Annotated in this window: 22 protein-coding genes and 1 pseudogene; 13 read left to right on the top strand and 10 right to left on the bottom strand. The window is 43.5% G+C overall.

Features of this window, described 5'->3' with window-relative positions:
- Positions 1-358, top strand: a 358-nt coding sequence (locus V7K49_RS34570) for a hypothetical protein (RefSeq protein ID WP_442948644.1), incomplete at its 5' end; no start/stop codon positions are given.
- Here the strand turns inward: V7K49_RS34570 and V7K49_RS34565 are convergent.
- The 4 genes and pseudogenes from V7K49_RS34565 to V7K49_RS06425 form a co-directional block, all read right to left on the bottom strand.
- Positions 334-447 (bottom strand): annotated as a pseudogene (locus V7K49_RS34565) (ParA family protein); the annotation flags it as partial. The gene V7K49_RS34570 and the pseudogene V7K49_RS34565 overlap by 25 nt on opposite strands.
- Positions 448-919: 472 nt before the next feature.
- Entirely contained in the window at positions 920-1,009 is a 90-nt protein-coding gene (locus tag V7K49_RS34560) for a hypothetical protein (RefSeq protein ID WP_442948645.1), read from the bottom strand.
- Between the two features lie 41 nt (positions 1,010-1,050).
- Positions 1,051-1,266 (bottom strand): hypothetical protein, encoded by a 216-nt coding sequence (locus tag V7K49_RS06430; protein WP_335204912.1) that lies wholly within the window; start codon positions 1,264-1,266, stop codon positions 1,051-1,053.
- 320 nt (positions 1,267-1,586) lie between these two features.
- Entirely contained in the window at positions 1,587-1,961 is a 375-nt protein-coding gene (locus V7K49_RS06425) for an XRE family transcriptional regulator (RefSeq protein ID WP_298904079.1), read from the bottom strand.
- Positions 1,962-2,243: 282 nt separating this feature from the next.
- On the opposite strand from V7K49_RS06425, the gene V7K49_RS06420 reads away from it, so the two are divergent.
- The 3 genes from V7K49_RS06420 to dnaB are packed head-to-tail and all read left to right on the top strand — an operon-like array spanning position 2,244 to position 4,618.
- Entirely contained in the window at positions 2,244-3,053 is an 810-nt protein-coding gene (locus V7K49_RS06420; protein ID WP_335204911.1) for a MarR family transcriptional regulator, read from the top strand.
- A complete protein-coding gene (locus V7K49_RS06415) occupies positions 3,050-3,223 on the top strand; it encodes a hypothetical protein (RefSeq protein ID WP_334865451.1) in 174 nt (57 codons plus the stop codon). The genes V7K49_RS06420 and V7K49_RS06415 overlap by 4 nt, the downstream gene beginning before the upstream one ends.
- A gap of 21 nt (positions 3,224-3,244) precedes the next feature.
- Positions 3,245-4,618, top strand: coding sequence for a replicative DNA helicase (gene dnaB, locus V7K49_RS06410; protein ID WP_335204910.1), 1,374 nt, complete (start codon positions 3,245-3,247; stop codon positions 4,616-4,618).
- A gap of 539 nt (positions 4,619-5,157) precedes the next feature.
- Here dnaB and V7K49_RS06405 read toward each other — a convergent pair.
- Positions 5,158-5,847 (bottom strand): class I SAM-dependent methyltransferase, encoded by a 690-nt coding sequence (locus V7K49_RS06405; RefSeq protein WP_335204909.1) that lies wholly within the window; start codon positions 5,845-5,847, stop codon positions 5,158-5,160.
- A 58-nt stretch (positions 5,848-5,905) separates the two neighbouring features.
- Here V7K49_RS06405 and V7K49_RS06400 point away from each other — a divergent pair, with 58 nt between their 5' ends.
- Positions 5,906-6,202: a hypothetical protein gene (locus V7K49_RS06400; protein ID WP_334865456.1), complete on the top strand. Its 297-nt coding sequence runs from the start codon at positions 5,906-5,908 to the stop codon at positions 6,200-6,202.
- A 167-nt stretch (positions 6,203-6,369) separates the two neighbouring features.
- Here the strand turns inward: V7K49_RS06400 and V7K49_RS06395 are convergent, their stop codons facing one another.
- Both V7K49_RS06395 and V7K49_RS06390 read right to left on the bottom strand, forming a co-directional pair.
- Positions 6,370-7,011 carry a response regulator transcription factor gene (locus tag V7K49_RS06395; RefSeq protein ID WP_335204908.1) on the bottom strand — a complete coding sequence of 214 codons (642 nt, stop codon included), beginning with the start codon at positions 7,009-7,011 and terminating at the stop codon, positions 6,370-6,372.
- 2 nt (positions 7,012-7,013) lie between these two features.
- Positions 7,014-8,231, bottom strand: a complete 1,218-nt coding sequence (locus V7K49_RS06390) for a sensor histidine kinase (protein WP_334865459.1) — start codon at positions 8,229-8,231, stop codon at positions 7,014-7,016.
- Between the two features lie 335 nt (positions 8,232-8,566).
- On the opposite strand from V7K49_RS06390, the gene V7K49_RS06385 reads away from it, so the two are divergent.
- From V7K49_RS06385 to V7K49_RS06350, 8 genes are all read left to right on the top strand, one after another.
- Entirely contained in the window at positions 8,567-8,956 is a 390-nt protein-coding gene (locus tag V7K49_RS06385; RefSeq protein ID WP_334865461.1) for a hypothetical protein, read from the top strand.
- 57 nt (positions 8,957-9,013) lie between these two features.
- On the top strand, positions 9,014-10,294 hold the full coding sequence (locus V7K49_RS06380) for a S41 family peptidase (protein ID WP_335204907.1): 1,281 nt from the start codon (positions 9,014-9,016) through the stop codon (positions 10,292-10,294).
- A 45-nt stretch (positions 10,295-10,339) separates the two neighbouring features.
- Positions 10,340-11,248: a hypothetical protein gene (locus V7K49_RS06375; protein WP_335204906.1), complete on the top strand. Its 909-nt coding sequence runs from the start codon at positions 10,340-10,342 to the stop codon at positions 11,246-11,248.
- A gap of 73 nt (positions 11,249-11,321) precedes the next feature.
- Positions 11,322-12,875, top strand: coding sequence for an efflux RND transporter periplasmic adaptor subunit (locus V7K49_RS06370; protein ID WP_335204905.1), 1,554 nt, complete (start codon positions 11,322-11,324; stop codon positions 12,873-12,875).
- On the top strand, positions 12,872-15,994 hold the full coding sequence (locus V7K49_RS06365) for an efflux RND transporter permease subunit (protein ID WP_335204904.1): 3,123 nt from the start codon (positions 12,872-12,874) through the stop codon (positions 15,992-15,994). The genes V7K49_RS06370 and V7K49_RS06365 overlap by 4 nt, the downstream gene beginning before the upstream one ends.
- Positions 15,995-16,635: 641 nt before the next feature.
- On the top strand, positions 16,636-17,325 hold the full coding sequence (locus tag V7K49_RS06360) for a HEAT repeat domain-containing protein (RefSeq protein WP_335204903.1): 690 nt from the start codon (positions 16,636-16,638) through the stop codon (positions 17,323-17,325).
- Positions 17,326-17,416: 91 nt separating this feature from the next.
- Positions 17,417-20,542 carry an efflux RND transporter permease subunit gene (locus tag V7K49_RS06355; protein WP_335204902.1) on the top strand — a complete coding sequence of 1,042 codons (3,126 nt, stop codon included), beginning with the start codon at positions 17,417-17,419 and terminating at the stop codon, positions 20,540-20,542.
- Between the two features lie 70 nt (positions 20,543-20,612).
- A complete protein-coding gene (locus tag V7K49_RS06350) occupies positions 20,613-21,593 on the top strand; it encodes a S41 family peptidase (RefSeq protein ID WP_335204901.1) in 981 nt (326 codons plus the stop codon).
- Positions 21,594-21,647: 54 nt separating this feature from the next.
- On the opposite strand, the gene V7K49_RS06345 is transcribed toward V7K49_RS06350, so the two are convergent.
- From V7K49_RS06345 to V7K49_RS06335, 3 genes are all read right to left on the bottom strand, one after another.
- On the bottom strand, positions 21,648-21,863 hold the full coding sequence (locus V7K49_RS06345) for a hypothetical protein (RefSeq protein WP_334865481.1): 216 nt from the start codon (positions 21,861-21,863) through the stop codon (positions 21,648-21,650).
- A 5-nt stretch (positions 21,864-21,868) separates the two neighbouring features.
- Complete coding sequence (locus V7K49_RS06340) at positions 21,869-22,495, bottom strand: hypothetical protein (protein WP_335204900.1); 627 nt, start codon at positions 22,493-22,495, stop codon at positions 21,869-21,871.
- 266 nt (positions 22,496-22,761) lie between these two features.
- Positions 22,762-23,008: hypothetical protein (locus V7K49_RS06335; protein WP_335204899.1), on the bottom strand; the 247-nt coding region annotated here is incomplete at its 5' end.

The following is a 23,008-nucleotide window of genomic DNA, read 5'->3' as shown; positions in this document are numbered from 1 at the left end:
ATCTTCTCTATTAGCAACCTTTAATATTTTGGCATTTCTGTTTCATACTCTACTTGACCTCACTTCGGAAAAATATCAATTTATTCGCCAGCATTCTTCCGGTTATAAACAAACAGCCAAAAGTACATGTTCTTCAGATGCGTCGGCAAAAGCAGTAGAACGGGGAATTGGCGGATACACAATACCTACTTTCGCTAACTACTGCTGTATTGCTTCCAAAGTACGAACATCTTGGATGTTACGACCATCGTACATAGTGGGGATAAACCCAGCGATCGCCAGTTTCCGATTAGGACGCGATCGCACTCGTGCTACCGTACTCAAGAATAACTCAGTACCACAAAATGCTTTGTATTGAGTTTGAATTAGGACAAGCACATGAGTTGCTGCCACTAGACTGATGTAACTCAAAAGCCCCAAACTAGGTGGACAGTCTATAGAACCCATTTGATATCTTTTTGGTGATTGAGTAGAATCAACAGAAATTAGCTGCATTGAAGCAGATCAGAGTTGAAAATGGGTTATTCAAGCGATTTGACTGACGCATAGTGGGAAATAATTGAGCCATTATTGCCGACTAAGAAGAAAACCAGACCCCCTGTATAGACAAAGCGGCAAATCCTCAACGGGATACTTTATCAACTTAAGAATGGTTGTAATTGGGCTGACTTACAAGCAAGATATGTCGCCATATTCAACAGTATTCTGGTATTACCACCAGTGGTGTCAACAGGACATCAGTCAAGAAAATCATGACTGAAGTTGCATCATCAGGTGCGCGAACAAGTCAAAAAAAACCGCAGTGGACAACCCTAATCATGATTGACTTCCCTTGCGGTGAAAAATACTTATAACGCCAGTATTGAGTTAAAAGGGTAATGCTATTACAAATGCACTAATGGCATCAACTGAAAAGATATCAAATGGGTTCTATAAGAATGAAATCATATTCATTAAATATTGGCTCCACAGCTTCCTTAAGCCGGATATCCCGCATATCTGCCACCACCAGTTCTAATTCAGCAACACTCAAGTTGATATTAGCAGGAGCTAAATCGACACAGCAAAGTGCAATAGTACTCGTGGTGTCACAGTAGTAGTTGTTACATTTGCTTCCTCGTCCAAAGAAAGTATTTCATGAACGAGTAAGCTTTTTCTATGTACAAAAAGTTTTGAGCAACTGTACATCATCCCTCTATAGGCGATCGCCTGACTCATGCCATTACTGCCGGATCTGGCATTAAAGCTGTAGCCCTGATTCCGCATAGTTTATGATTAAACAAGCTCTGTTGCCCTCATTCACGCTCAATTAATGACTATTAACAAGCAGATGAGGCTTCTAGGAAAATTAAAGGGAAATTAAATTTTACTCGAATAGTTACCTTACCACTGTTTCATCAGTTAGGTTTTTCTTCAACTGATTGGCGATCGCAACACTCTATATTTTTTTATTAATCTGATTCAATACCCTTTGGACGACCAATTTTCCAGCTATAGCAGGGAACAGGGTGAAAAGTCTCTTGGTGTCAGGGTTTTATGATCAGTTTATGTCTCCAACTACCTGGCAGCGGCTATATCTATCTAATTTACAAAACTTTAAGTAATTGCACTGTATCTGTAGCCTCACGGCTGTTATTCACAAAAATATCCGCAATTAGTCGTAAAACTTCAGCTTGTTCTTCAGGTGGTGCTTCAGCAATTAGCGATCGGAGGCTAATCCCAGGCTTTTGTCCAAATAACTCGGATAAATACCACACCCTTGCTTCTACTGGAACAGCCAAAAGTAAAGCTATTAGTTTTGATGCTCCTAAATCCGCCTTCCCTCGGCGAAAGCGGGACAACATGACTTCAGAAACTTTAGCTTGTTCAGCAGTTGTCTTCGCTTCCAAATTAAAGCGATTCATCATCTCATCGAATAACTGCTGATAGCGTTGAGTTTTTTCTGATACAAAACTTTGCATTGCTTTGCTAATTATATTTAAGTTTAACGGTTATACTATGTGATGTTCGATGAAATAACAACTATGATGTATACCTTAATCTTATCAAACTCTTGCTAGGAGTGCTTTTTACCAGACATATCTTTAATCTTAAAACTACTAGCATAGCGATCAAATAAATGTCTTGTCACGATTAAATATGAAAATTATTTGACAAGGCATTAATGATGAACACCTAAAAATTAGCCTAGATCCATTGGAATAGAGGCGAAATTTTGTCTTGTCATTTGTATTAGCAGAATTGTGACACAACCAAATTCAAAAATTCAAGGACGTTTCTATCCACTTCAGCATGAAGAATGGCTGAAAGCCTGCCGTGAACTAACACCAGCACAGAGGGATGTCCTTTACTACATCCGAACTATTGACCCTTATAACCAAGGGATTGACATCAATGCTGCTGAGGTTGCCCGTCAGTTGTCAGCACCAGAGCGGGTAGTCCACAGACAAACTGTAAGTCGCGCCCTAAAAGAATTGGATGCAAAGGGATTCATTGACTTAGAGTTGCTGCTAGTTAGAACCAAGGTAAAGCCTAAAGGATTATGGTGTGATGACGCACCAGAGGTGTCTCCATACACCAATGGTGTGATGACGCACCCAAGGTGTGATGACGCACCGAGCGCGATCGCTACGCACCACGGTGGATCACCACACACCACGATGGATCATGACGCACCATGCGCGATCGCCACGCACCATGCAGAGGCTGAAACCCTTGTGGGGAGGGAATTTCAAAACCCTAAGATTAATAAGAATTATTTAGACTTTATAAAGACTCTCTCAGAAGACGAGCGAGGGAGTTTTTTGGAATTTTGTGGGGAGAAAACCAAAAATCTCAGTCAGCCAGTCAACGACATTGAAGCTTGGTTGGCTCATCAGAATAAAGCTGGACAAAATCGCTGGGAGGTTTATTACAAGAAATTTCTGGCTTGGCAACAAGCGCAATCCAAAAAATCTCAAAGCAGCCGCAGCAACCAAATGATGAAAAAGTTTCAACAGGAAATTGAGCAACAGCGTCAGCAAGCTATTGAAACTTATAAGGAGAAAATATGATTACTCCCCGTGCTCAATTGCCACTCCAGAAAGTTGAAGCTAGAAAAGCTAGCTTGGGTTGGGTAATGCCAAACCCAGAAGCAATGGGTAGATTTAGCGTCGGCATAGTCCGCCAACTCTACCAGACGCTCTTCGCGTTCGGTATCGTCTCTTTAGAAAAGCTCCTCTGAATTGAAAATCTCAAGTTACTTATGGCTAAAGAACTAAGTTTTCAAGGCAATGGTAGAGATCGCCTGCCACCCCAAAATATCGAGGCGGAAGAGGCCATCTTGGGCGGCATAATGCTAGATCCAGAAGCAATAAGCAGGATTTGCGAAATCCTTATTCCAGAAGCCTTTTACATCAGCGCTCACAAAGATATTTATCAAGCAACACTGCGTCTTTTCAGCCAGAGTAAACCTACAGACTTGCTCACAGTCACTAACTGGCTTGCTGACCACGACTTGCTGTCCCGTATTGGCGGAAGAAATAAATTAGCAACTCTGGTAGATCGCACAGTGTCAGCCGTTAACATTGATGCTCTAGCAGGACTGGTAATGGAAAAGTACCTGCGGCGACAGTTGATTAAAGCTGGCAATGAAATTGTGCATCTGGGTTATGAGACTGAAAAAGAGTTACCAATTGTCCTGGATCAGGCAGAACAAAAGGTTTTTCAACTATCTAATCAAATTTTATCTTCCAATACTGAACACAACAGCACAATTAATATTGCTGCTTATGAGGAATTATATTCAGATAATCCCATCTACCCCACAGGACTTCATGAACTTGATAATTTAATGTTGGGATTTGAAAATGGCACACTCACTATAGTTGGGGGGAGGCCATCAATGGGTAAATCCTTTATCGGGTTGTTCCTGGCACTCCAGATGATACTGCTCCATGATTTACCTGTGGCTATCTTCTCGTTGGAGATGACAAAAAAGCAATTGGAGTACAGACTGTGGAGTTTAATTAGTGTTACTAATACCTACAAGCATTTAGACTTGATCCCACTGAAGAGCGATCGTATTCGTAGGCATCGTTCAGGTAGTAGACCTTTAGAGGACTGGGAATTCGCCAGTATTGCCAAAATTGTTGGTATAGCCTCGGAACTGCCACTGTACATGAATGACTCAAGGGGTATTACCGTTTCTGGAATTGCTTCCGAATGCCGTCAGGTAAAAGCCAAAGAAGGAAAGTTAGGGTTAGTTGTAGTTGATTACCTGCAAATGATGGCAGAGGATTCCGGGGGCAACCGTAGTTATGAACTAGGTGACGTGGCACGGGGACTTTACAAAATAGCTGGGGAAATAGAAGTTCCTGTGTTGGCACTTTCTCAAATTTCTAGGGGAGTTGAGGGCAGACAGAATAAGCGCCCAATGATGAGTGACCTTAGCCAGTCGGGAATTCTAGAAATGGTCGCAGACAATATCATTCTCGCTTACCGGGATGAGTACTACAACCCAGACACTACAGACCAAGGAATATTAGAGCTAATCATGGCTAAGGCACGGCACGGTGAAACAGGTACAGCAACAGTGTTTTTTGATAAGTCATACGGAATTATGCGGAATTTGGGGTGAGTCGCAAATCTAAGGTAAGTAGGATTAATTGATCTGTCCAAATTGGATATATGGAACTACATACGGCCAGCAGATTATATCAAAGACTTCGCTATATAACCCAAGTTGCTAAGTACAGCGACAGAATTAATTACATTTTCACTAGGCAAATTTAAACTTGAGAGCAAACCCAGGTTAATAGCTACGTTGACGAGCTAGAAGTTTAAAATAAAAGCAACTGCTGTCATTGCTACAACAGCAACAGAATTTGAGCACTAATCAGGGTAAGCGCATCTCAAACCCTATTGATCCGGTAGTTTTGGGGTTCACCCAAAACACAAATAAGTTCAAAATTACTACACTGAGTCAAGGGGTGGGATTGACATTTCCATCTTTATGTGATTAAAAAACCTAAAAAGCTATTTCACTCATGTTTTTTCAATCATTTACGACAATTCGTTCTATTTTGAATGAAAAATCGATATTTAGACAAAGTTTTAAGCTTTTTGTCTGTATCAATAACTACAAAATTAGATGCGCTTACCCTGGAGCACTAATTACTATTTACTAATAATATATTTTTGATATTCAATCCGCACTTGTTTAACATCAATTTGCTTAGACTCTGAAAACACAAGTTTCCCTACTTGGTATAATCCTAAACTTTCAAACTGTTCAAGTTCCGAGTTTGATAATGGCCAAGGTGGACCATTCGGTTCAAATTCTGTCTCTCGAATATGAGTAATCAGCAACAGTGTTCCACCTAAAGCAACAACAGAAGCAACTGAGGAAATAACTGAAGAACGCACATTCAAAGGTAGAGCTTGAATATTACGACATTCAAAAACAAAGTCAAAGGCTTGATGCCACTGTAAGGGAATTGCTAACAAATCAGCAACTACATATTTGACAGATGAATCAGGAAATCGCTGCTGACACCAGGCGATTGCTGTCGGTGAAATATCAAAGGCAGTTACTTCAAACCCTTGATGAGCTAAAATTTCAGCATCATCTCCCAAGCCACAACCAATTACTAACGCCTTTTGCTGTGAGGTGAATGCTTCATGATTCGTCAACCAATCTTGCAGATAAGGATGAGGGGCTAACTTAGCCCAAGGAATTTGTGCTGCGTCCCCTAAAGCTTTAGCATATAAAACTTCAAACCATGCTGATGGTTCTGATTTTTGTAAAGCTTCTATGGCTAACCAATTAACATAAAGCTGCAAATTTTCCGGTTGTTGTTCCAACATAAAAACTGATACTACTCTCTTATCAAAAAGAGTACGAACTATTTAGAGGAAATAATCCTTGGCTTTGTTTACAATTATGGCAAATTCAACCGCTTGCGGACACCAAATCGAAACAAGTTATTTGGCAATATTGCTTTTAAGCGAGATCAAGAAGACGATCGCAGCAGAAGAAAAGAACACACTTGTTGCTGTTATTGGGGTTCTAGCTTTGTCAGGGGTTGAACTCATCCAAGCGCTGTCAGTAAAATGTCCACAAATTGTTGTCAAATTCTCGCTGATGCTTAAACCTTATAGCGATCGCCATCTACAATTCAACACTCACGTTTCACCGATCACCAGCAACCATATTCTGTGAGCCGCCTTGGGTACGAACATTATTCGTGTCCTTTTAGACTAGGAACGGAGCAATACCTTCCCTTTGGGACGCTTCGCTTGCTTCCCTGTAAGAGTACGGTGAGCTTCTCTACTAGACGCTCCGCGAACGCTAAGGCAAAAGTTTTTGGTCTACTGTATTATATCAAATTAGTGCCCAAACAAGGAATGAGCAAACAAAGCGGCTTGAGTGCGATCGCGTAAATTCAACCGACTCAAAATATTGGTAACATAATTCTTAACAGTATTTTCTGAAAGAAACAGCGATTCGGCAATTTCACGGTTATTGGCTCCAGAAGCAATTAACCGCAATACATCTAATTCTCTGGGTGTAAGTTGCGCCAATTCTGGAGGAGTTTGCACAGACGGGACAGGTGCGGTAATCGGCATGAGTGCTTTCTCAAACAATCCCGGACCGAGTAGGGTTTGTCCCTTATAGACGGATCGAATTGCCAACATTAATTCATCAGGTTCGGTGTCCTTGAGTAAATAGCCCTTTGCACCCACCCGCATCGCCTGGTAAACATACTCATCATCATCGAAGGTGGTCAGAACGAGAACCTTAATGTCAGGATATTGTTGAGCGATCGCCTTTGTTGTGGCAACTCCATCCATTACGGGCATCCGAATATCCATTAGCACAATATCAGGTTGCAGTGCAGGAATCACCTCAAGTGCACGTTGCCCATTCTCCGCCTCACCGATTACCTGCATCTGGGCATTGGACTCAAGCATACTCTTAAGTCCCTGGCGAATAAGATGCTGATCGTCAACTAATAAAATCCGAATCATAGCTAAAACAACAGCTTTGATAGTGGCAAAGAAACAGAAATACAGCAACCTGTTCCTAATTGACTGTGGAGATTTAACTGAGCGCCCAGTGCAACCGCTCGTTCTCGCATCCCTTGTAGCCCAAACCCGGTTGTATTTTGAGTAGGGTTAAACCCTTTTCCATTATCTTCGATTGACAGATGAATCATCCCAGCCTCAGCCAATAGTCCAACGGTGACACTCGTTGCAGTAGCGTGTTTACAAATATTTGTCAGCGATTCTTGCACAATCCGGTAAAGGGCGGTGTTTACTTCTGTTGGTAAAGTGTATGGTAGATCAATTTTACAGCCCGGTTCAATACCTGTGATTTGCTGAAAATCTGTCAGCAGCTTTTCAATCGCTGATTTTAGACATTGTCCTTGCAAAGGATTTGAACGTAAAACAGAAAGCGATCGCCGAATTTCCAGCAGCGCCTCAGCCCCCAATTCCTTTGCCTGTTTGAGAAATGTCAATGCTTTGTGATTATTTGATTCCCAGAACAACAAGGTATTATTAATCTGAATAGTTTGGGCAACTAAAGTGTGTCCCAACCCATCATGAATTTCACGGGCAATTCGGTTGCGTTCCTGCAAGGTTGCCTGATCTTCAATCCGTAGTGCATACTGACACAGTTGTTGATTGGTTATCTCTAATTGCTGATGGGCAATTTCTAACTGCTCTCGACTTTGGCGCTCTGCAAGCAGGGCATTAATTAACAATAAAGCGAATACTAACGTTAAGCTAAACAATAATATATTACTTAATCGCCAATCCCAAGACATAGCGATCAGCTTATCTGGCATAAACTTATCAGGTACAATCGGTCTTGACAAAAGCAGTGTTCCATAAGTTAGCAGAGATAAACCCAAGACAAGCAACTGTCCCGATTGCTTAAATATCAGGCAACTCCGCATCACCAGTACCAGACACAGCAGGAAAACGGAGCGACTAGATAAGCTATGTTGAGTTGTTGGTAGTAAAATTAAACCGAATTCCAGGGCTGTATAAAGTAATTTTGTTTCCAGCTTCACCATTGGTAGTCTCAAGCCCAGCAAGCTGAAAGTTGCGATCGCGACAACTCGTAGCAGCAACGACCAGGACAACTCAAACGGCAGCAGAACTTCCATGAACATTGCCGTGGCTAATAACAGCCACTCTAGGTAAAGCAACAGACGAAACGATGGGTAGGTCAAGCGAACCATAGAACTGTTCCAACTCAATGGCCTTTGTAACAAAACCATAGGTATTTTCACAATTTTAGGATGAAACTCTTCTTTCTATATAACGAATCTGTCTCTAGTGTCGATAGAGCCGTTCTGACTGATTAATTATTTCTAAATTAGGAAAAAAGTCACAATTACTTGAGTACTTTTTTACTGGTCAGGTTAGGAATTCTAGCTGATGCACAAACCCATCCCAACTTTTAAAATTAGCTGGTGTGAGTAAAGCAGTAACTTTTCAAACACCTTCTAAACAGTCATCAACCGAAATTGAGTCAGAACAGTCGGATTACACACAACAAAAACCAGAAAAGTAAATGATTAAAAAACAGATAATTTTACCAAGCCTTTTACTTGCAACTATTCTGATTGCAGGAATGACAGGTTGCACCAGTTCTAAGTCTCCAGATGTGTCTCAAGGGGAGGACTCTGGAACAAAGGTATCTAATAACAACGCTTCTGCGACCAACTCTCCTGGAGCGAATACGCCGCAGGGCGCCGAGAAACGCGAAGCAGTTCGCAAGCAAGTTGAGGCAGTTTTGACCCCAGATCAGGTAAAGCAATTGTCAGCGAAATTACAACAAGGTGAAAGAATGCGTAAAGCAGTATTGAGCCTGAATCTCACAACTGAACAAAAGACTAAAATTCAGGATATTTTTAAGACTGCCTATCCTCACCGGAAAGGGCAATCCCAAGATAAATCCTAGTGCAACAAGTCAAAATCAAGATTACTTATAAGGCAATAGATGGTAAATAGTTAAAGTATGTTCAAGCACAAATTGATCTTCAAGATAGAACTCGCTATTATCGCAGCAATCCTGGCATTCACTAGTCTCTACGCTTCAAAAGCTCTAGGTAAACCCCAAGCTAGCCCCCAAAAACTCGTAGATGAGGTGTGGCAAATCCTAGATAAAAATTATGTTGATGTCAGCTTTAACCATCAAGATTGGAAAGCAATTCGACAGCAGTATCTTAGCCGTTCCTATAGTTCCAACAAACAGGCTTATGGAGCGATTCAAGAAATGGTGGCTAAATTAGGCGATCGCTACACAGAGTTTTTCGACCCCCAGGAATTTCTTGCCCTAAATAAAGACCTTTCTGGCAACCTCAGTGGTGTTGGGTTGGAACTGGCACTGAATCAAAAAACTAAAGCCTTAACTGTTATCGCCCCGATTCAAGGAACGCCTGCTTTTAGGGCGGGTATTTTGCCGGACGATGTAATTGTCCAGATTAACGGTCAAAGAACTCAGGGGATGAAAATTGAGGATGCCGTTAAGCGGATTCTGGGTCCAGTGGGAACCAAGGTAGTACTGACGATTCAACGGGGGAATCAATCGCAAACTTTCAACCTTACCCGCGCAAATATTGCTATCCATCCTGTAACTTACAACACGCAAACAACAGCAGTGGGTAAGATTGGTTATATTCGTTTACCAGAGTTTACGCAAACGGCTCCGCAAGAGATGCATCGGGCAATTCAAGCATTAGAAAAACAGCAGGTGCAGGGCTACGTTTTGGATCTGCGTTCCGACCCAGGTGGACTACTGGATGCAAGTTTGCAAATTGCCAGTATGTGGTTGAAGGAAGGGGCAATAGTGTCTTTGGTAAATCGAGACCAAGTTAAAGATAGCTACAATGCGTCGGGACATCCCCTTACCAACAAACCCTTAGTGATCCTGGTCGATAAGGGATCTGCTAGCGCCAGCGAAATTCTGTCGGGAGCATTGCAAGATGACAATCGCGCCAGGTTAATAGGGACTCGCACCTTCGGTAAAGGTTTAGTTCAATCTGTAGAGCCACTTTCTGATGGTTCAGCGCTGAAACTAACGATCGCTAAATACTATACACCCAAAGGTCGAGATATCAATCATGTCGGCATTGCACCAGATATTAACGTGGAGTTAACCAAGGCACAACAGAAAGCATTGCTGCAAAACCGAACCTTGGGGACATTAGCTGATCCTCAGTATGCTAGCGCTGTTGCTGACCTAAGCAAATTGATTCAGTCGGAGGCCAATCATCTAAGTTTACAAAGTGGGCAATAAGTATAGGGATACTCTTAACAATATCTCCTATCGCCACTTTCAATCATGTCAACCCGCAAAGCCCAACGACTTCAAATTTGTGAACCAGTCCCAGGTCTGAAAATCCTGGTTCAACTCAGTAACACTCCCCTAGTGCGGACAGTCATAGCTACTGTTACCCACCATCAGCTAGCGATTGTCGGGGTTGTATTTGTTGTCACCTTAGTTTTTGCTATGCGGGAAAATGACCCCTGGCTGACAGTGCCTAAACAGGTGGCGATTGAATTCTTTTCTGCTGTATCCCAGTCCTTAGCTGCTTTATTGGGGGTGTTAATTGTTTTCCTGACGTTTAATAGTCAGTTGATTGCTCAAAGGCAACATGAGGACTACTATACACTTCAGATTCAGATTGACCAACTTATTCGTCTAACTCAGTCTCTTCCCCCCGAACTCAGTAATTTTGCTGAAACTCTGATAGCGCTGATTAACTATTTAGTTCCCTTGCATTTAAAAGATTTACTAATTTGGCCAACTAGCTCCCAGATGCTACCTTTGGACAAGCTTTTAGATAATTTCAAGAATGAATATGAATGGGCGCAGGTGCAGCAACAATGCTCCTTAGCTACCCATCTGCACCGACAACAAATTTTACTTGTGATCAATAATATTGAAGAAATCGTGGAGGGATTTTCCAAGCTTTACAATCGCATCCTGGAGATGAGCCGTTTCATTCTGGCGATCGTCAAGTTATCTTTTCTCCTGGGAGTTTCGCTGCTGTTTCTGCTGTTATTTGGGATTATTGATTTGCAAAGGAAGTTTCCTGATCTCAGCCTGCCTGTAATTGTTTCTCTAGCAATTTGGGTGTTGATTGCTCTTTTGGAACTAGTGCTTGATACCTGGTTTCTTTATAAAAACCTCTATGGCTCCTCGAGTCATTATCTGCGGTTTTTCCCTAATCCAAAACATCCTAATTAATCAGCAGAGGCTAACTCACTATTGGTAAAGGATTTGGCTGTTTTTAATAAACTAAAATCCCCTGGAGGTTCTGATGAACCATGAAATTTCTAACGAGAGTTTGACTGAGAACAGTATAAAACCGGAGCTGCCACGATCGCCAAAAAAGATTAGTTTGGTAATTTTGGGGATGCTGTTGCTGGCTGGGCTGGTTTTTTTTGGTATCCATGCGGGTGCAGCCAAGTCAGACAAAACTGAAAAATCTGGACGGAATCGGCAGCAAGTAACACCTGTAACTGTGGCAATGGTGACACAAAAAACGGTTCCGGTACAATTGCAGGCGATCGGTAATGTGCAATCGGGGTCTACAGTATCGATTACGCCCGAAGCTAGTGGACGGATCATTGGAGTTTATTTCAAGAAAGGTCAAGACGTAAAAAAGGGACAACTTTTGTTTACCCTGGATGACCGATCGCAAACTGCTGCAATCCAGCAAGCTCAAGGAATTGTAGTGAAAGACCAAGCGCAGGTACAACAAGCAAGAGCTACATTAGCTAGAGACTTAGGTCAGGTAGACCAAGCTAGAGCGACTTTAATCAAAGACCAAGCCTTGGTGCGACAAGCCCAGGCGACTTTGGCCAAGGATCAAGCCCAAGCACAATTTGCCGAAGGACAGAGCGATCGCTATGGTGCGTTATACAAAAAGGGCGCTATCAGTTTAGATCAAGCACAGCAATATGTTTCCAACAGCAAATCGGCTACAGCAACCCTACAAGCAGATCGAGAAGCGATCGCTAATGCCGAGGCAGTTTTGAAAAGCGATCGAGTGGCGTTGACTAATACTGGAGCAGTTGTGCAGGGCGATCAAGCAGCGATCGCTAACGCTCAAGCCGTTGTCCGTTCAGACCAGGGAGCATTGGACAATACCAAAGTGCAATTATCTTACGCCAAAATTTATGCGCCGATTGATGGTCGCGCTGGCAATATTCTGGTAACTCTGGGCAATGTGGTGCAAGCCAACAGCACGACTCCACTTGTTACCCTGACCCAAATTCGCCCGATTCAAGTTGCTTTTTCCATTCCCGAAACAAATCTGCCCCAAGTCCAAAAGTATATGCAGAATGGCAAGCTGAAAGTAGATGTAACGTTCCCCGATAATCAAGCTCATCCATTACCAGGTGTTTTGACATTTGTTAATAATACGGTCGATAACACTACGGGGACAATTCAACTGATTGGCGACTTTGACAACACTCAAGGACACCTGTTTCCCGGTCAATTTGTCAACGCAACACTGACGCTAACCGAAGAACCGAATGCAACAGTTGTTCCCTCCCAAGCGGTGCAGAATGGGCCGGATGGTCAGTTTGTCTTTGTAGTTAAGCCAGACATGACGGTAGAAAATGTTCCAGTTACAGTTAGTAACACCATTAATGGGCTAGATGTGGTTGGGAAAGGGCCGCAACCAGGCGATAAAATTGTCACTGATGGTCAAGCGAATCTCGTTTCGGGGAGCAAAGTCCGCGTCAAAACAGCCGGCAATAACTCAAATGCAGATGGAAATTCCTCGAAGTCAAGAAGAGGAAGGGGGGCAGGGGGCAGGGAGCAGGGGGGAGAACGCCCCAACTCAGGCGGAGGTGATTCATGAACCTCTCAGAACCATTTATCCGCCGTCCGATCATGACGACTCTGGTGATGGCGGCGATTTTGATCTTCGGTTTCATGAGTTATCGCTTGCTGCCAATCAGCGATTTACCAAGTGTGGATTATCCCACAATTCAGGTAAGTGCCGCTCGACCGGGAGCCAGCCCGGAAACGATGGCAGCATCGGTTGCCCGCCCACTAGAGAAGCAATTTTCCAGCATTGCTGGACTCGATTCGCTCAACTCAACTAGCACTCTGGGCCAGACTCAAATTACCCTGCAATTTAATCTGAGCCGGAATATTGATGATGCGGCGCAGGATGTGGAAGCAGCGATATCGGGAGCATCGGGGCAAATTGCGACGGATTTACCCAATCCTCCCACCTACAGCAAAGTTAACCCCGCAGATCAACCCATTCTCTACCTTTATCTAGACTCTCCCACTTTGCCCCTTTCCCAGGTAGATAATTATGCCGAGACTTATCTGGCGCAAAAGCTATCTACAATCAATGGGGTGGCACAGGTAGCCGTCTATGGTTCCCAAAAGTATGCGGCTCGAATTCAACTTGATCCGCAGCAATTGGCAACACGGCAAATTGGTCTAGATCAGGTGGCGACGGCGATTCAACAGGGTAACGTCGATTTGCCTACCGGCAGTCTTTCGGGAAATCACAAGAATTTTACAGTCCAGACTAACGGGCAACTCCAGGATGCGGCTGCTTATCGCCAGCTGATTGTGTCTTATAAAGATGGAATGCCCATTTATCTCAATCAACTGGGGCGGATCATTGACAGTGTAGAAAATGATAAGTTAGCAAGCTGGTACAACAATACCCGCGCGATTATTCTCACTATTCAAAGACAGCCCGGAACCAATACGGTGCAAGTCGTAGACACGATTAAAAAATTGCTCCCGAATTTGCGAAGCCAGATTCCGGCATCCGTGGAAATTGGGATTCTCTATGATGCATCTCAGTCGATTCGAGATTCAGTGGATGATGTTAGATTTACCTTGATTCTGACGATTGGTTTAGTTATCTTAGTGATTTTCCTATTTTTGCGGAACCTCTCGGCGACGGTGATTCCCAGTTTGGCATTACCCGTTTCGCTAATTGGTACTTTTGCGGTGATGTATATGCTGCACTACTCACTAGATAACCTGTCGCTGATGGCGTTGACCCTTTCGGTGGGTTTCGTAGTGGATGATGCGATCGTCATGCTGGAAAATATCGTCCGTCACATGGAAATGGGGGAACGACCGCTAGAAGCGGCGTTGAATGGGTCGAGAGAAATTGGTTTCACAATCCTATCGATGACCCTTTCCTTAGTTGCAGTCTTTATCCCGATGTTGTTCATGAGTGAAGTGCTGGGACGATTATTTCATGAATTTGCTGTGACGATCGCAGTTGCAATTCTCGTATCTGGTTTTGTGTCTTTGAGTCTGACTCCGATGTTATGCAGCCGTTTTCTGCGTCCTGTGGATCATGCCCATCAAAGTCGCTTATATCAAGCTTCCGAATATGTGTTTGATCGCTTGCTCGGTCTGTACGATTGGAGTCTGAAAAAAGTCTTAAAATATCACCGCACCACGATGATTTTATCTGTCTTTCTATTCGCGGTGACAGTTGGGCTGTTGGTGATAGTTCCCAAAGGCTTTATTCCTAGCCAAGATACCGGACAAATTACAGGCATTACCCAAGCAGCCCAGGATGCATCCTTCGATAATCTTGTTCAGCATCAGCAGACAGTTGCTAGCCTGATCCGCCAAGACCCAAACGTAGATGCAGTCAACTCCAATATCGGGGCGGGAGCCAGTGCTAGTGGCAGTGGAGCAGCAGTTGCAGCCAATTCCGGGAGTTTGTTTATTCGGTTAAAACCGCGATCGCAGCGCCAACTTGGGGCTGATGAAATCATTCAAAATTTGCGAACCAAACTCGCCACTGTTCCAGGTATCCAAGTATTCTTACAAAATCCCCCAGCGATTCCGATTGGCGCTCAACAAAGTACAGGACTTTATCAATTAGCACTCCAGAGTTCTGATGTCAAACCCTTGCAGGAGTATGTTCCTCAACTTGTTGTGAAGATGAAGACCTTGGCAGAACTCCAGGATGTTAATAGCGATTTACAGTTTGCTTCCCAAATTCAAATTGACATTGACCGCGATAAAGCATCAACTTATGGGATTACCGCCGAGCAAATCGAAAATACCCTGAGAAATGCCTACGGCTCCTACCAAGTGTCAACCATCTATGCAGCGACCAATGAATATCAGGTGATTCTGGAATTAGCGCCCCAGTATCAGGAGGATATCAATGCTTTGTTGACATTATATATTAACTCCAGTACTGGAGTGGCAGTTCCTCTGAAGACATTCGCCAAACTGTCTCAAGGAATCAGCCCGTTAATGGTCAATCATAACGGTCGGATGAACGCCGCCACTATTTCCTTTAATCTCGCCCCTGGTGTGTCCTTGGGAAATGCCAACGAAGAGATAGAAAAACTGATCGATCAGGTTATTCCTGCCAGTATCAGCACCAACTTTAAAGGCGCAAGCCAGGTATTTCAAAGTTCACTGCCGAGTTTGGGTTTATTGTTAGCGATCGCTGTCCTAGTAATTTATCTGATTTTGGGTGTTCTCTATGAGGATTTCATTCACCCGATTACGATTCTTTCCGGTTTGCCTTCAGCAGGTTTTGGCGCATTGTTAACGCTGATCATATTCCATGTCGAACTGAATGTTTACTCCTTCATCGGCATAATTCTCTTAGTGGGCATCGTCAAGAAAAACGGCATCATGATGGTGGACTTTGCAATTGAAGCCCAGCGAAATGAAGGCAAAAAGCCGTCTGAGGCGATTTATCAAGCCTGCTTGGTGCGTTTCCGCCCGATTATGATGACGACGATGGCAGCACTCATGGGAACCTTACCCATAGCGATCGGATTTGGAGCTGGCTCAGAATCACGCCGTCCTCTAGGTATTGCAGTTGTGGGCGGACTGGTATTTTCTCAGATATTGACCCTGTATTTAACTCCCGTGTTCTACATCTACATGGAATCATGGCGGAAAAAGCTCAGTCAAGTTAAGTTCCGTCGGGTATTTTCATTTACTGGGGGGCGATCGTAATGTTCAACAAGCAACATGAGTCTTTTATAGCAGTTTGCAACTAACTGAGGTACAGAATTTATGTGTTGAAATCAAATATTAAAGCTGTTTTTCTCCTGTCTCCTAAATTCTGCTGTATCTGTGCTCGATTTTACATTATGACTTACGCAAAAAACCTCTCAAACTCTTATTCCTCCGTGTCCTCTGTGGTTCGATTTTCCGTTTCCTGTGCGAAAGTCCTGAACATGGATGAATTCTTCAAAGAACGGCTAGAGATTCAACAATGTAAAAACCAAGCTTAAATCTGATTTTCTCAATTACGTTAGCGAAGCGGTAGCGAGTCATCGAGCGTCATTACAAATTAAACACTTATGTCAGATATTAAAGATGCATTAGACCGAATTCATGACTGGTTCGAAAAAAATCATTCAGCAAAGATTGCATCATTGGCATTAGGTTTAAATCCATTATAAATAGACAATGTATTGAGTGGTCTATCTTTTAAAGTATCCAAAGAAGTTAGGGACATTTATGAATGGTCAAATGGATACTCAAAATATGACTGTGCAGATGATTGGATATTTGATTACATGTTCCTTTTAAGTTTATAGTCAGCAGTCAAAGAGGCTCAAACTTGGGTCGAGGAACATGAGGAAATAGCCATGATGTATCAGTATGCAGGTAAACCTGTCCTGCCAATTTGGATGTCGGATATGGAGTTTTTGGCAGTCGTCGCCACAGATGATGAACAAGCAACTTCCCCTGTAGTTTATATCTCCGAAACTGCGGAGATTTCACTGCGATATACCAATTTAACAGCTATGATGTTGACTCTGGCAGAATCTTATGAGAGTGGAGGATTGTTTATCGGTCGTAAAGGTTACATAGAAAAAGATGAGAAAAAGTATGCTGCTGCATATCGGAAATACAATTCCGGAATTACAGACTTAGCTCTCGAAAGATTTCTGAAAATATTTCCTGAAGATTTCTCTTGGCAAACCGTAGAATTACTTTATAACGACCTATATATGAGCAATAGCTATGGGATAGAAATACCACTAAATAGCCTGAAAACTAAAGTAGTTAATACTCTTCTTAATCTGCTGCAAGACGAAAAATATGATTCCGGCTTTTCTGTAGTATTAGTACTCGAAGAACTTCGAGCAGTAGATGCATTAATTCAAGGACTTCAACACCCTAGCAAATGGGTTCGTAGTCGGGCGGCGTTTGCTTTAGGAAAAATCAAAGCATTTGAGGCTGTGGAGTTTGTATCGCAGCTTTTAGAAGATCCAGATCCAATGGTTCAAGAAGCAGTTAAAGAGGCGTTAGAGATGTTTAGAAATCAGAGATAGAGTTGTTGTATCTATCACATATTTATCAAACTTAGGTTGACATTATATTTAGCGATCGCATCGCTACCACATTTCTGGGAGACCAAAACTCATGAACCTTTCAGAACTCTTCATTCGTCGTCCGGTCATGACCACTTTGGTGATGATGGGTATCCTCATCTTTGGTTTGATGAGTTATTTCCTGTTACCCATCAGTGCGCTGCCCAACGTTGAATATCCTTTTATTTCTGTCTCTGCTAGTCTCCCTGGTGCCACACCCGAAACAATGTCATCTTCGGTCGCCGCACCCTTAGAAAGACAGTTTACCGAAATTGCCGGACTCAATTCATTCAATTCCACCAGTTCAACTGGCAGCACCAACATTTCCCTACAATTTGACTTTAGCCGCAGAGTGGAGGATGCTGCAAAAGATGTGCAGGCAGCCATCTCAGCCGCAGCCGGACAACTGCCTGCCGGAATGCCTCACCCACCCACTTACCGCAAAGTTAACCCGTCTGTCTCACCAGTTCTCTTCCTCTATATGTATTCTGAGACACAGCCAATCTCGACAGTAGATGAATACGCAGAGGTAACAGTTGGTCAGCCAATATCGATGATCAATGGTGTTGCTCAGGTACAGGTTTTTGGTCAACAGCAATATGCAGTCCGCGTCCAACTTGACCCACGAGAGTTGGCATCGAGGGGAATTGGTCTAACTCAGGTGAAAACTGCAATTCAACAGGGAAATGTCAACTTACCAACTGGTAGTCTCTCTGGCCCTTACAAAAGTTATACGATTCAGGCGAACGGTCAACTCACCGATGCTGCCGGCTATCGCCAGTTGATTGTAACTTATAAGAATGGTGCGCCCGTGCGGCTCCAGGATTTGGGGCAGGTGATTGACAGTGAACAAAACGTCAAAGTCTCAAATTTGTATAGCGATAACAAGGTGACAAACCGCCATTCCGTTGTTCTCGCCGTGCAGCCGCAGCCAGGAGCCAACACTGTAAATATCGTTGATGCCATCCAGAAACTTTTACCTACACTCCGCGAACAAGTTCCCAAATCGATTGAGATGGGAATTATGTACGATCGCTCCCAAACAATCCGAGCCTCTGTCAACGATGTAAAGTTTACTTTGGTTCTCTCGGTTTGTCTAGTTGTCTTGGTGATTTTCTTATTCTTGCGTGACATAACTGCTACGCTAATTCCCAGTTTGGCGCTACCTGTAGCGATTATTGGGACTTTTGCTGTAATGTATCTGTCGGGCTTCTCTCTAGACAACCTCTCACTAATGGCGTTGACCCTCTCCGTGGGCTTTGTCGTGGATGATGCGATCGTGGTGTTGGAAAATATCGTCCGTTATCGAGAAATGGGCGAATCTCCCCTAGACGCAGCATTGAAGGGATCAAAAGAAATCAGCTTCACAATTTTGTCAATGACCCTCTCCCTAGTGGCGGTGTTCATCCCAATCATGTTTATGAGTGGAATAATCGGTAAATTATTTCATGAATTTGCCGTGACAATCGCTGTGGCAATTTTGGTTTCGGGTTTTGTTTCCCTGAGTCTCACCCCAATGTTGTGCAGTCGCTTTCTAACTTCATCCCATCAGCAAAGACCAAATCTGGTGTATCGAGTCTCAGAACGGGCATTTGATTTATTATTGCAAGGATATGATTGGACGCTCAAGCCCGTCTTAAAATACCGCCTGATGACACTGATTGGTTCTGGTATTCTGCTGGTAATGACCGTCTATCTGTTCATCATCGTTCCCAAAGGATTTATTCCCACAGAAGACACCGGACAACTGATGGCGAACACGAAAGGAGCACAAGATGTTTCTTTTGATGATATGCGGCGTCACCAGCAAACAGTTGTTGATATCATTCGTAAAGACCCCAACATTGAAGCAGTAGACTCGATTGTGGGTGCAAGTGGCCCGAACGCATCGGTCAACTCTGGGCGAATTACAATTCGGCTCAAGCCACGTTCTCAACGTCAACTGAGTGCTGACCAAATCATTCAAGAGCTAACCCCCAAGTTGAGACGGACAACTGGGATTAAAACATTCCTCCGCTCTCCGCCAGCTATTCCCATCGGTGGACAACAAACTAATTCTACTTATCAGTTCACGTTGCAGAGCTTGAATTTACAAGATTTGCGCCAATACGTTCCTAAACTTCTGGAGAAAGTCAAAACCCTACCAGGACTCAGGGACGTTGACAGCGATTTACAACTTAGCACTCCCCAAATCCAAGTCCAATTTGACCACAACAAAGCTGCAACTCTTGGGATTACCGCCCAACAAGTTGAACAAACCCTCAGCGCTGCCTATGGTTCCAGCCAGGTTTCCACTATCTATACCCCAAATGACCAATTTTATGTAATCTTAGAAGTGAAACCGGAGTTTCAGCGAGATCCCAGTGCCCTATCGATGCTCTATGTGCAATCGAGTACTGGAAAACTGGTTCCCCTGAGTGCGATCGCCAATATCACCCAGAATGTCGGCCCCCTCACTGTCACTCACGTTGCTCAACTCCCCTCTGCAACTATCTCTTTTGACACGCTACCAGGAACGTCTCTAAGTCAGGCCACAGATGCTATCAAGCAAGCAGCCAGTGAGGTGCTACCCTCAACAATTACCCCCAGCTTTCAAGGTTCAGCCCAAACCTTCCAACAGTCCTTCAACGATTTAGGCGTGCTGTTGTTGGTGTCTATTTTAGTAATTTATCTGATTCTCGGTATCCTCTATGAAGATTTCATTCACCCGATCACCATTCTTTCCGGTCTACCTTCGGCGGGTTTTGGCGCATTACTGACGCTGCTGATTTTCCAGGTTGATTTAAATCTTTACTCTTTCATCGGCATCATTCTGCTAGTGGGCATCGTCAAGAAAAACGGCATTATGCTGGTGGACTTTGCTATTGAAGCGCAGCGAAAGGAAGGGAAAAATTCCTTTGATGCCATTTATGCCGCTTGCTTGATTCGCTTCCGTCCAATTATGATGACGACGATGGCAGCTTTAATTGGGACACTCCCGATTGCTCTGGGGACGGGAGTAGGTTCAGAAGCGCGTCGTCCTTTGGGAATTGCGATCGTTGGTGGATTACTGTTCTCTCAGATATTGACTCTCTATCTGACTCCAGTGTTTTACACTTACATGGAAGCATGGCGCAAAAAGCTTAGTATACAAAGTAGAAAAGCTGAAAAAAAGGGTTGTGTTGCAAAAAATGATTGAGAATATAAAAATCCTGTTAATGGATTAACCTTTATAGAACAACTCGGAAGATATCTGCAATAAATTTTACTTGACCAACAATGTTATCGCCCCGATTCAAGGAACGCCTGCTTTTAGGGCGGGTATTTTGCCGGACGATGTAATTGTCCAGATTAACGGTCAAAGAACTCAGGGGATGAAAATTGAGGATGCCGTTAAGCGGATTCTGGGTCCAGTGGGAACCAAGGTAGTACTGACGATTCAACGGGGGAATCAATCGCAAACTTTCAACCTTACCCGCGCAAATATTGCTATCCATCCTGTAACTTACAACACGCAAACAACAGCAGTGGGTAAGATTGGTTATATTCGTTTACCAGAGTTTACGCAAACGGCTCCGCAAGAGATGCATCGGGCAATTCAAGCATTAGAAAAACAGCAGGTGCAGGGCTATGTCTTGGATCTGCGTTCTGACCCAGGTGGACTACTGGATGCAAGTTTGCAAATTGCTAGTATGTGGTTGAAGGAAGGGGCAATAGTATCTTTGGTAAATCGAGACCAAGTTAAAGATAGCTACAATGCGTCGGGACATCCCCTCACCAACAAACCTTTAGTGATCCTGGTCGATAAGGGATCTGCTATGCTACCTTTGGACAAGCTTTTAGATAATTTCAAGAATGAATATGAATGGGCGCAGGTGCAGCAACAATGCTCCTTAGCTACCCATCTGCACCGACAACAAATTTTACTTGTGATCAATAATATTGAAGAAATCGTGGAGGGATTTTCCAAGCTTTACAATCGCATCCTGGAGATGAGCCGTTTCATTCTGGCGATCGTCAAGTTATCTTTTCTCCTGGGAGTTTCGCTGCTGTTTCTGCTGTTATTTGGAATTATTGACTTGCAAAGGAAGTTTCCTGATCTCAGCCTCCCTATAATTGTTTCTCTAGCAATTTGGGTGTTGATTGCTCTTTTAGAACTAGTGCTTGATACCTGGTTTCTTTACAAAAACCTCTATGGCTCCTCGAGTCATTATCTGCGGTTTTTCCCTAATAAAAAATCCCCTAATTAATCGACAGAAGCTGCTCGTGCCATTACATTTACGGGACTTTGTTGTACAAATTGCTCAAAGATGGACGGTAACATTTTGACACTTCAACTCATCGAATCTCTTGAGGATACATTGCAGTCTGACTCCAGATACCAGACCGGGAGAAGGTTTCAGATTTAATTTTACTAGTTCGTCCGTTCGCGTTGAAAGGGCTGGGTCGTCGCAAGAGCTTGATGCTGTCGAAACCAGTATGGCAGGCCCAGTCAGGTGCAGCACTTGGTTTAGCAGCATAGTTCTCACTTACAGACTAAATTGGGCTGACTACCGTACAACCGAAATAACGGCTGGTGACTAACTTTTACATTGCTATGCCGTAGATTGAAATCTGTCGGTTGGAGTCGATACTCGGCAAAAAGCCGCAGCAATTCTGCTTCGTGTTCGACGGCGAACACCAAGAATAGATCCGGTCGGCGATCGCCAGTTAGAACATTGATCGCCTGATACACTGGCTCAGGGATGAAGAACGGGGGATCAACGACAATTACATCAAATTCTCGGTTAATCGGCTGCGGCTCCCGCAAATCATAAGGGAAGAAATCTGCGAATTCGGCAAATTTCGGGTCGATGTCTAGAAGCGTGACCCGACGTCCTCGTCGAAACCATTCGGCTGCAAGCCGAGGTGTACAAAGGCAACACGGATTCGCATATACATCCAGCGCGCACACGAGCGTGGAAGCTGTTTGTTGTGTGAAGAAAATCTGGCTCAACGTGAAGTCAGGAGGCACAAACTGGTCGATGGGGTCTACCCTAGACTCAAACCACGGCTGACCAGGACCGATTGCCATCCGTTCCGTCAAAACCCGCTTAAGTTGATCTTTGTCCATATTATGTAGACTTTTTGCGACATCTGTATAACGTCTCAAATCAGCGGCTACTGAGGTCTTTGATGCACCACTAGGATCTCATGTCAGTTGGCTGCATTGTAATGTTAGCTTGAATTTATCACAAGTGAGAAAAAATAATTTAGGTGATTTTTGAAAAAGAAATTACCAGCTAATACCAATTCTCTATGAAGTTGCACTTAATAAAGCAGACAGGATATAGTTCCATCCACAAATAGAAGCGTAGTTTACCGCCGTAGGCATCGCATCGGGAGAGATAGAATCAAGAACTTGTTTGAGACTTTTTCTTACAGCAGTTTGCGTTCAAACCAGCCACAATAAAAACTACCTAGTACGCCACGGCGTAAATAGAGCAACCATTTAAAATCCCTAAAAAGCCCATTCCATAATACTTTTGACTTTTGACTTTCGACTTTTGACTTCCGCCTTGCGGTACTAGTAGGCTCAACAAACAGACCACAATGATTAAACCAATTTAGAGCATTTTCATCACTAATAGCATTAACAGCTATAGTTATTGCAACATCTAGAGCA

The sequence above is a fragment of the Nostoc sp. genome, assembly GCF_036919675.1.
Taxonomy (GTDB): Bacteria; Cyanobacteriota; Cyanobacteriia; order Cyanobacteriales; family Nostocaceae; genus Nostoc.
Note: the sequence above shows the minus strand (reverse complement) of the source record. Positions and strands in the feature narration are given on the sequence as shown.